Genomic DNA, 5979 nt, shown 5'->3' with positions numbered 1-5979 from the left:
ACTCTCAACTACACCCCTAAATTCACAATAATATATTTTCGTGGAAAACTCCAGTTCTCAAAATGGACGAGGTTTAATTACACAGTTCCAATTGAATATTTTTAGTTGCAAGAGGAACGGAAACTGCCGGGATTTTCGCTAAAATACCCTTTTTCAGGGGTTCAGGACGTTCTGACCAAGGTAGGGAACCTTCGGGATGTAGGTAATATTTAGTTGCACAACTGAATACCCCGTCAACTTCTGCGGGGGTTAAATCGGGGGAAATATCGCCAAAAAGATACGTGTTTTTACCATGTGCAGCGAATGAAACTATACAAGAGCGATTACAAGCACTCATACATTCGACTGGTTGAATAACGAATTCTGGGTTTAATTGTGAATTGGAATAACCTGCTTGTAAGCGCTTGAGTAGCTTTTCGCCACCACTTTCACCGACACGCTTACCATTTTCCCACTTACTCGCACAAGTGGTACAAACAAAGATTGTATGTGCGCTCATCTATACCTCGTAGATTTAGCTGTTTTTTTGATTGTCGGCGGGCATTCTGACTGACAAGGTTAATATTTATCCTTGCTTACAGTTGCGGGACAGCGCCGGACTTACACCGGACTTTCCCCGTTAGAGTAAGCCACAAAATGAATGATTCTGTGTTGTCATGCTGAGGAACGAAGCATCTACGCGAGATTCTTCGTTCCTCAGAATGACATTGGGCATTTCTTTCTGTGGAGTTCTCTTACCTCTAGTGGTTGATAACCACCAGAACCGAAGTTATTTTGTATCTTAACACAAATGCAGTTTGCTGGCTATTGAGATTGCGATCGCTATTGAGATTGAGATGCTTCCTTCGTCAGCATGACAGTTTGGGGTTTGTAGTTTGGGGTTTGTAAGCTGTTCCGCATTTAAATCATAATAATCCAAATTATTATAATTATTGTGGGGTGGGCATCCCTGCCTGCCCCACAATAATTATAATTTAGGTGCTTTTTAGCTTAGCTTAGTTTGGGTTTTGTAATTTGGGGTTTTGTAATTGGGGTTTTGCCTCACAACAATCCGCGATAATGAATAAAGACTAAAATGACTGCCCATGAACCTAATGCAACTTTAATGGCAACTAACAAATTCAGTAAGGGGAGAATTCCACCGCTAAATAATGTACCTAATTCTCCATAAGGTAATTCCCATCCAGATAGGGTAATTACTGATAGAACAATAAAAACTAATACTGAAACTTTCTCCCATTTGGCGGCGTGCCAGCGTTTGTAAATTGCTTGCATCCATTCTGAGGAAGCGGTAATTGCTACTAAGCCAATGGCAGTTCCTCCGGCGACTCCAGCCGCGAAACCACCGCCAGGACTGAGATGTCCGCGAATACCTAACTCGATTCCCACCAATGCGGAAATGGTTGCACCCAACCGTGCTAATATAATTGATGGTCGGTCGGTGAAGTGATAAATAGCACAAAATGGTTTTTCATCTGCTAGCAAAAAACTGGCTCCTAAAATTGCGATCGTAAAAACTACAACTTCAAAAATTGTGTCATAAAGTCGATTCCTAAAAATGATACCGGAAACCGCATTTGGTACGCCACTATCTCGGACAACTGCTTCTACGATTGACATTGAAAATTCGTGTTCTGGATTGGGTACAAGTATCATTTTCACAAACAGCGCTATACCTGCGATAATATAGACCCATTTCATAGATGCTGTTCCTCTAATTTTGGTGTGCTGATATCTGGTATATTTACGTAGGTAAGAACTGTCCTTGGGGAGGAAAGTTCGGTTTGCATGATGTCATAGATGCGTTGAATCCGAAATGTGGAATTGAACTCGTGCTGTTCAATTCCTGATGTGGTACAGGTTCCGTGGATTTCTTTTTCGCTCAACGCTCGCTGCAAAGCTTGGATATCGGTATATGTGGAAACTTCCAACCGCATGTGGCGTTTTTTGAGAACTTTGCGGAAGTCAGCTAAGAGTTCCTGAAAATTCTCTTGATTTTCCCCATCTACAAGTACACCCAAACGCAACACCAGGGAGGAACGCACCGCTACGGCGTATAATGTAATTGCTAAGAGTGTACCCATCAAAGCTTCAGTTAAAGCCACATCTGCTGCTCCCAAAACCCCATAAACCAAAGCCGCGATCGCACCTAATATTCCCCGCATCGCCAAAGCATGGTATGGGTTAACTTGCAGCACCACCAAAAAGGCTGTTAAGGGCAGCAGGGCAACGATAATATAGATATAAATATCAGGATGGTTCATTGCTATTATTATCCTCCGCACTGGAACAGTAGGCTAGCACGTACCCCAGCATGGTGTTCCACATTCCTAAGGAGATGATAGCAAGGATGAGTAGGGGGGTTTCATCGGGTATTTTCAGTAATAATCCAAACACAATTGCAATGGAACCCAGGGTATCGGCAACGGAAAGGCTATGAAGTTTAAATAATACCGAGCGCTTACCTAAGAGGGGAAATGTACCCCAAAACCAGAAAAAGATACCGATGAATATGCAGGCATAACTAATTATGTCGATCATACTTCCCTCATCCGTTTGAGAATATGTGCTAACAGCATCAACGAAGCATTACCCACGCTCAAAATAATTACTGCAACTACACCAATCATCCAATCATCCCGGAAAACAGATACAACTAGGGCAATCACGGCTGTTTTGGTGGAAATACTCGCAAAAGCCAGCATGGTTTGCCAGATATTTTCATCCTTCCAAGCTTCGTAAATGGGGATAAGCATGGCTAAAATCATGGTGATGAGAATGGCGTTATTCATGAATTACTTGCCCTCCGTCGTACCCGATGAACTTCGTAATAACCATCTTGGTTGTATTTTTTAACAATTGTTTTCGGGGTAAACGTAATCAGGAAAATATCCAGGAAAACTAATTTAGGCGATCGCTTGGGTTGGACTCGCTCCAAAATTACGTCTTCGTGTTGATGGGGACGAATGATAATTTCCACTGCTTCCATATAAGCTTGGGGAATCGCCATGATGATTTTACCTAGCATCTGGAGCCAATCTTTAAAGGTTTCGCGGGATGGATAGCCACGGGGTAAAATCAAAGCAATAATTATACCAATGATGATATTTGCCACACTTAAATCGGAGGTAAGCAAAAACCAGATGGTTAGTCGTAAGGTCAAATCTCCAATCAAATGTTTAATCATGCCATCACCATCCAGAAAAGTACCACTAAACTTAGGCACATTACCCCAACTAGATGCTCGAATTTCTCGATTTCGCGGGGTAATTTCCAAGTTACACGTTTAAATATGAACCAATAAGCCAACCATCCCAAAGCAATGATTCCCAGGGGTTTACCTACATTCTCTATGCTATAAGCTTCGTAATACACAGCATTAGCGACAATTAATCCACCCAACAAAATTACCACTGCTGTCCAAAAACCCGGTTTTGCTGGCTCTCCTTTCCCATGTGGTAAAAAGATGAATTTAGCAAACGATATGGAGGTTCCCACAGCAGCAATATTCATCCCAATTACTTGCCAGGGAAGAAGATTTTTTGTAGTTAATACTTTTGCCCCAAACCCTGCCAACAAGGGAAATCCGGATATGGAAAAGCTAGCTATAACTAAAGCAATCCAAATCGGGGTATGAATTGGTTGCTGTTGTAGTTCCTTGAAGCTGCGACTGGGTAAATTACCTGTAATCAAAAACAGTGCTGATTTTACTAAACCATGTGTTAGGGCATAAAAACCCCCCACATCAGGAACAGCCATAATCCAGCCTAACTGGGAAATTGTACTGAAAGCTAACAGCCGTTTTGTATCCTTTTCAAATACGGCATAGAATACCCCTAAAAGGGCTGTTGCCATTCCAAAGAGACGGATGAGGGGATCTAGTTCCTCCACAATTAATGCACAGCGAATAAGGGGATAAACCCCAGCTTTCACCACAACTCCCGACAACAAAGCGGATACAGGGGTTTCAGATTCCGAGTGGGTTAAAGGTAGCCACAATCCCGATACAAAAACTCCCCCCTTCACCAAAAGTCCCACAAAAATCAAAGCTAATGCTTCTGGTGGTGCATCTTTCAAACCAATAAAACTAAACGAGTGACTTGCCTGGTATACTAAGCCTGCACCCACCAAGTAAAAAAGCATCGCCGTATTACTAATAAACAGATAACGTAGGGCTACCCAAATTGAGCGATCGCTTCGAGGATAGGCAATCAATAAAAATGCCGCAATCCCGCTCACTTCTAAGGCTACATACAAACTAATAAAATCTGTACAGGCAAACGCCGCATTGACGCTACCATGCATAATAATAGTCTGGGCATAGAAAAAAGCCGTTTTACCACTACGCCAACAGTACAGGATAACTGCGGCTGTCACTAGAGCATTGGTTAAGATAAAAAAGCCACTCAACTGATCCACCAACAAAGTGACACCAAAATTATCGAGTAACTTTAATTCCAGTGGCGATTTTTGGACAAATAATTGCCATGCAAACCCAGCAGAAACAACCGCTCCCAACAGTGCCAAGTAGCGATCGAGTTTGGGAAACAGAAAAATCACAAATCCTATAAAAAACGGGAATGCAACCCATGCGATCGTAATTGTGTTCATCATGGTGTATTATTCTTCTCGATCTCGTTACTTTCCAAAGTCGGATTATCCCGTGCTAACTTCATCACTCCCACCAGCATTAAAGCCTGAATCGAAAAGCCAATTACAATCGCTGTTAATATCACCGCTTGGGGAACCGGATCGGCATAAGCGCGGTTTTTGATATCAGAAAGAATTGGTGTAAACAAGCCATTTCGTGAAGCAATCAGCACATAATAGGCGATAACTCCCGTACTCATCACATCCATCGAGACGATTTTCATCACCAGATTTTTTTTCAAGATAATGCCAAAAAATCCGCAGAAAAGAGTCGCCAACACACATGCTTCTAACATGAGAATTACTGCTTGGGTAAAGGTGGGTCGTAGCTATTTTTGATGAAAAAGGATATTATTATTTAGGAATATTAGGAATCCAGTTTAATTTTTGAGAAATTAGCTTTTTTTATGATAGTTAATTGTAGAAAATAAAAAATTTACCATAGTAGTGTTAAATGCTGGTATTAAATAAATTCGCTTTTCCGCACTCCGTGAGAAGTAATGCTTTTAACAGGAATTTTGCCACGATACTCTTCACAATAAATTTGAGTTGGAGGGTAGTTCGACCCCAAAGTGGGTTAATTTAAACTCTCAACGCTAGGATAAGCATAAACTGAATATGTATCTGTAACATCAAAATAATAATTCCAACATCTTATGATAAGCCATCAATAATTCAAATGCTTGATAAGTCCAATGTATGCTCTTCTATAGAAGTTGGTGCTACTCACGGATGTTGTTATATATTTTTTTAACTAGAAATTGCATAGAAAGAACCCTACCCCGCTTGCGAGGCTACGGTGTACACACAAATGCTACGGGTGCGGCTCTTTTCATGATACGATTTTTATTCTGATATAAAACCTAAAATCAATATGGCATAAAGATTGTAAGTTCTAGAGACTCCAAAAGGAGGTTCGCTCAAAGTTCAAAAACAGAATCACATCTTTTTTTGTAGTATTGTGTTACACTGTGGAATGGTGTTTTTGTGTTTTATTTTTGGTGATCGTTTAATTTTAGCTTTCTAGGTCAGAAAACTAAAATCTAGATATAGATTGGGCTATGAGCTTGTAGCACAAATGTAACATACGTCTTATGAGAAGAGCCACACCCAAATGCTATTTACAAGCGTTTCAAGCCTTATAGACCCGCTAAACTGTCATTATGAGCGAAGCGAAGTAATTGCAAAAACTACGGGATTATGCGTTCGCGGAGCGTGTCCGCTACCCTTTGGGAAGGCTTTGCCAACTTTCTTATAGAACAACACGGTATGCGTAAAACTCAGTCACTTTAGTGCTGAGATATAAGCGACACGGGCGATTTTAATCGC

Annotated in this window: 9 protein-coding genes and 1 riboswitch; all 9 genes read right to left on the bottom strand. The window is 41.1% G+C overall.

All coding sequences use genetic code 11. The annotated features are described in order from the left end of the window. Window positions 1-73: 73 nt before the first annotated feature. Window positions 74-499: a DUF1636 domain-containing protein gene (locus tag CK510_RS24885; RefSeq protein WP_095724235.1), complete on the bottom strand. Its 426-nt coding sequence runs from the start codon at window positions 497-499 to the stop codon at window positions 74-76. Window positions 500-518: 19 nt separating this feature from the next. Then, window positions 519-649, bottom strand: a riboswitch (cobalamin riboswitch). Between the two features lie 132 nt (window positions 650-781). Next, a complete protein-coding gene (locus CK510_RS32995; RefSeq protein ID WP_211293296.1) occupies window positions 782-919 on the bottom strand; it encodes a hypothetical protein in 138 nt (45 codons plus the stop codon). A 122-nt stretch (window positions 920-1041) separates the two neighbouring features. Next, complete coding sequence (locus tag CK510_RS24880; protein WP_095724234.1) at window positions 1042-1701, bottom strand: Na(+)/H(+) antiporter subunit B; 660 nt, start codon at window positions 1699-1701, stop codon at window positions 1042-1044. Next, a complete protein-coding gene (locus tag CK510_RS24875; RefSeq protein ID WP_095724233.1) occupies window positions 1698-2264 on the bottom strand; it encodes a DUF4040 domain-containing protein in 567 nt (188 codons plus the stop codon). The genes CK510_RS24880 and CK510_RS24875 overlap by 4 nt, the downstream gene beginning before the upstream one ends. Further along, the gene (locus CK510_RS24870) at window positions 2251-2541 is read right to left on the bottom strand and encodes a monovalent cation/H(+) antiporter subunit G (protein ID WP_095724232.1); all 291 of its coding nucleotides are present in this window, start codon (window positions 2539-2541) and stop codon (window positions 2251-2253) included. The genes CK510_RS24875 and CK510_RS24870 overlap by 14 nt, the downstream gene beginning before the upstream one ends. Beyond that, entirely contained in the window at window positions 2538-2792 is a 255-nt protein-coding gene (locus CK510_RS24865) for a hypothetical protein (protein ID WP_095724231.1), read from the bottom strand. The genes CK510_RS24870 and CK510_RS24865 overlap by 4 nt, the downstream gene beginning before the upstream one ends. Further along, complete coding sequence (locus CK510_RS24860) at window positions 2789-3187, bottom strand: Na+/H+ antiporter subunit E (protein ID WP_095724230.1); 399 nt, start codon at window positions 3185-3187, stop codon at window positions 2789-2791. The genes CK510_RS24865 and CK510_RS24860 overlap by 4 nt, the downstream gene beginning before the upstream one ends. Next, window positions 3184-4611, bottom strand: a complete 1428-nt coding sequence (locus CK510_RS24855) for a cation:proton antiporter (protein ID WP_095724229.1) — start codon at window positions 4609-4611, stop codon at window positions 3184-3186. The genes CK510_RS24860 and CK510_RS24855 overlap by 4 nt, the downstream gene beginning before the upstream one ends. Continuing rightward, window positions 4611-4946, bottom strand: coding sequence for a cation:proton antiporter subunit C (locus tag CK510_RS24850; protein ID WP_095724228.1), 336 nt, complete (start codon window positions 4944-4946; stop codon window positions 4611-4613). The genes CK510_RS24855 and CK510_RS24850 overlap by 1 nt, the downstream gene beginning before the upstream one ends. Window positions 4947-5979: the final 1033 nt, after the last annotated feature.

The sequence above is a fragment of the Brunnivagina elsteri CCALA 953 genome (genome assembly GCF_002289455.1).
GTDB lineage: Bacteria > Cyanobacteriota > Cyanobacteriia > Cyanobacteriales > Nostocaceae > Brunnivagina > Brunnivagina elsteri.
The sequence above is the reverse complement of the archived record's forward strand: the minus strand, read 5'-3'. Positions and strand labels throughout refer to the sequence as shown.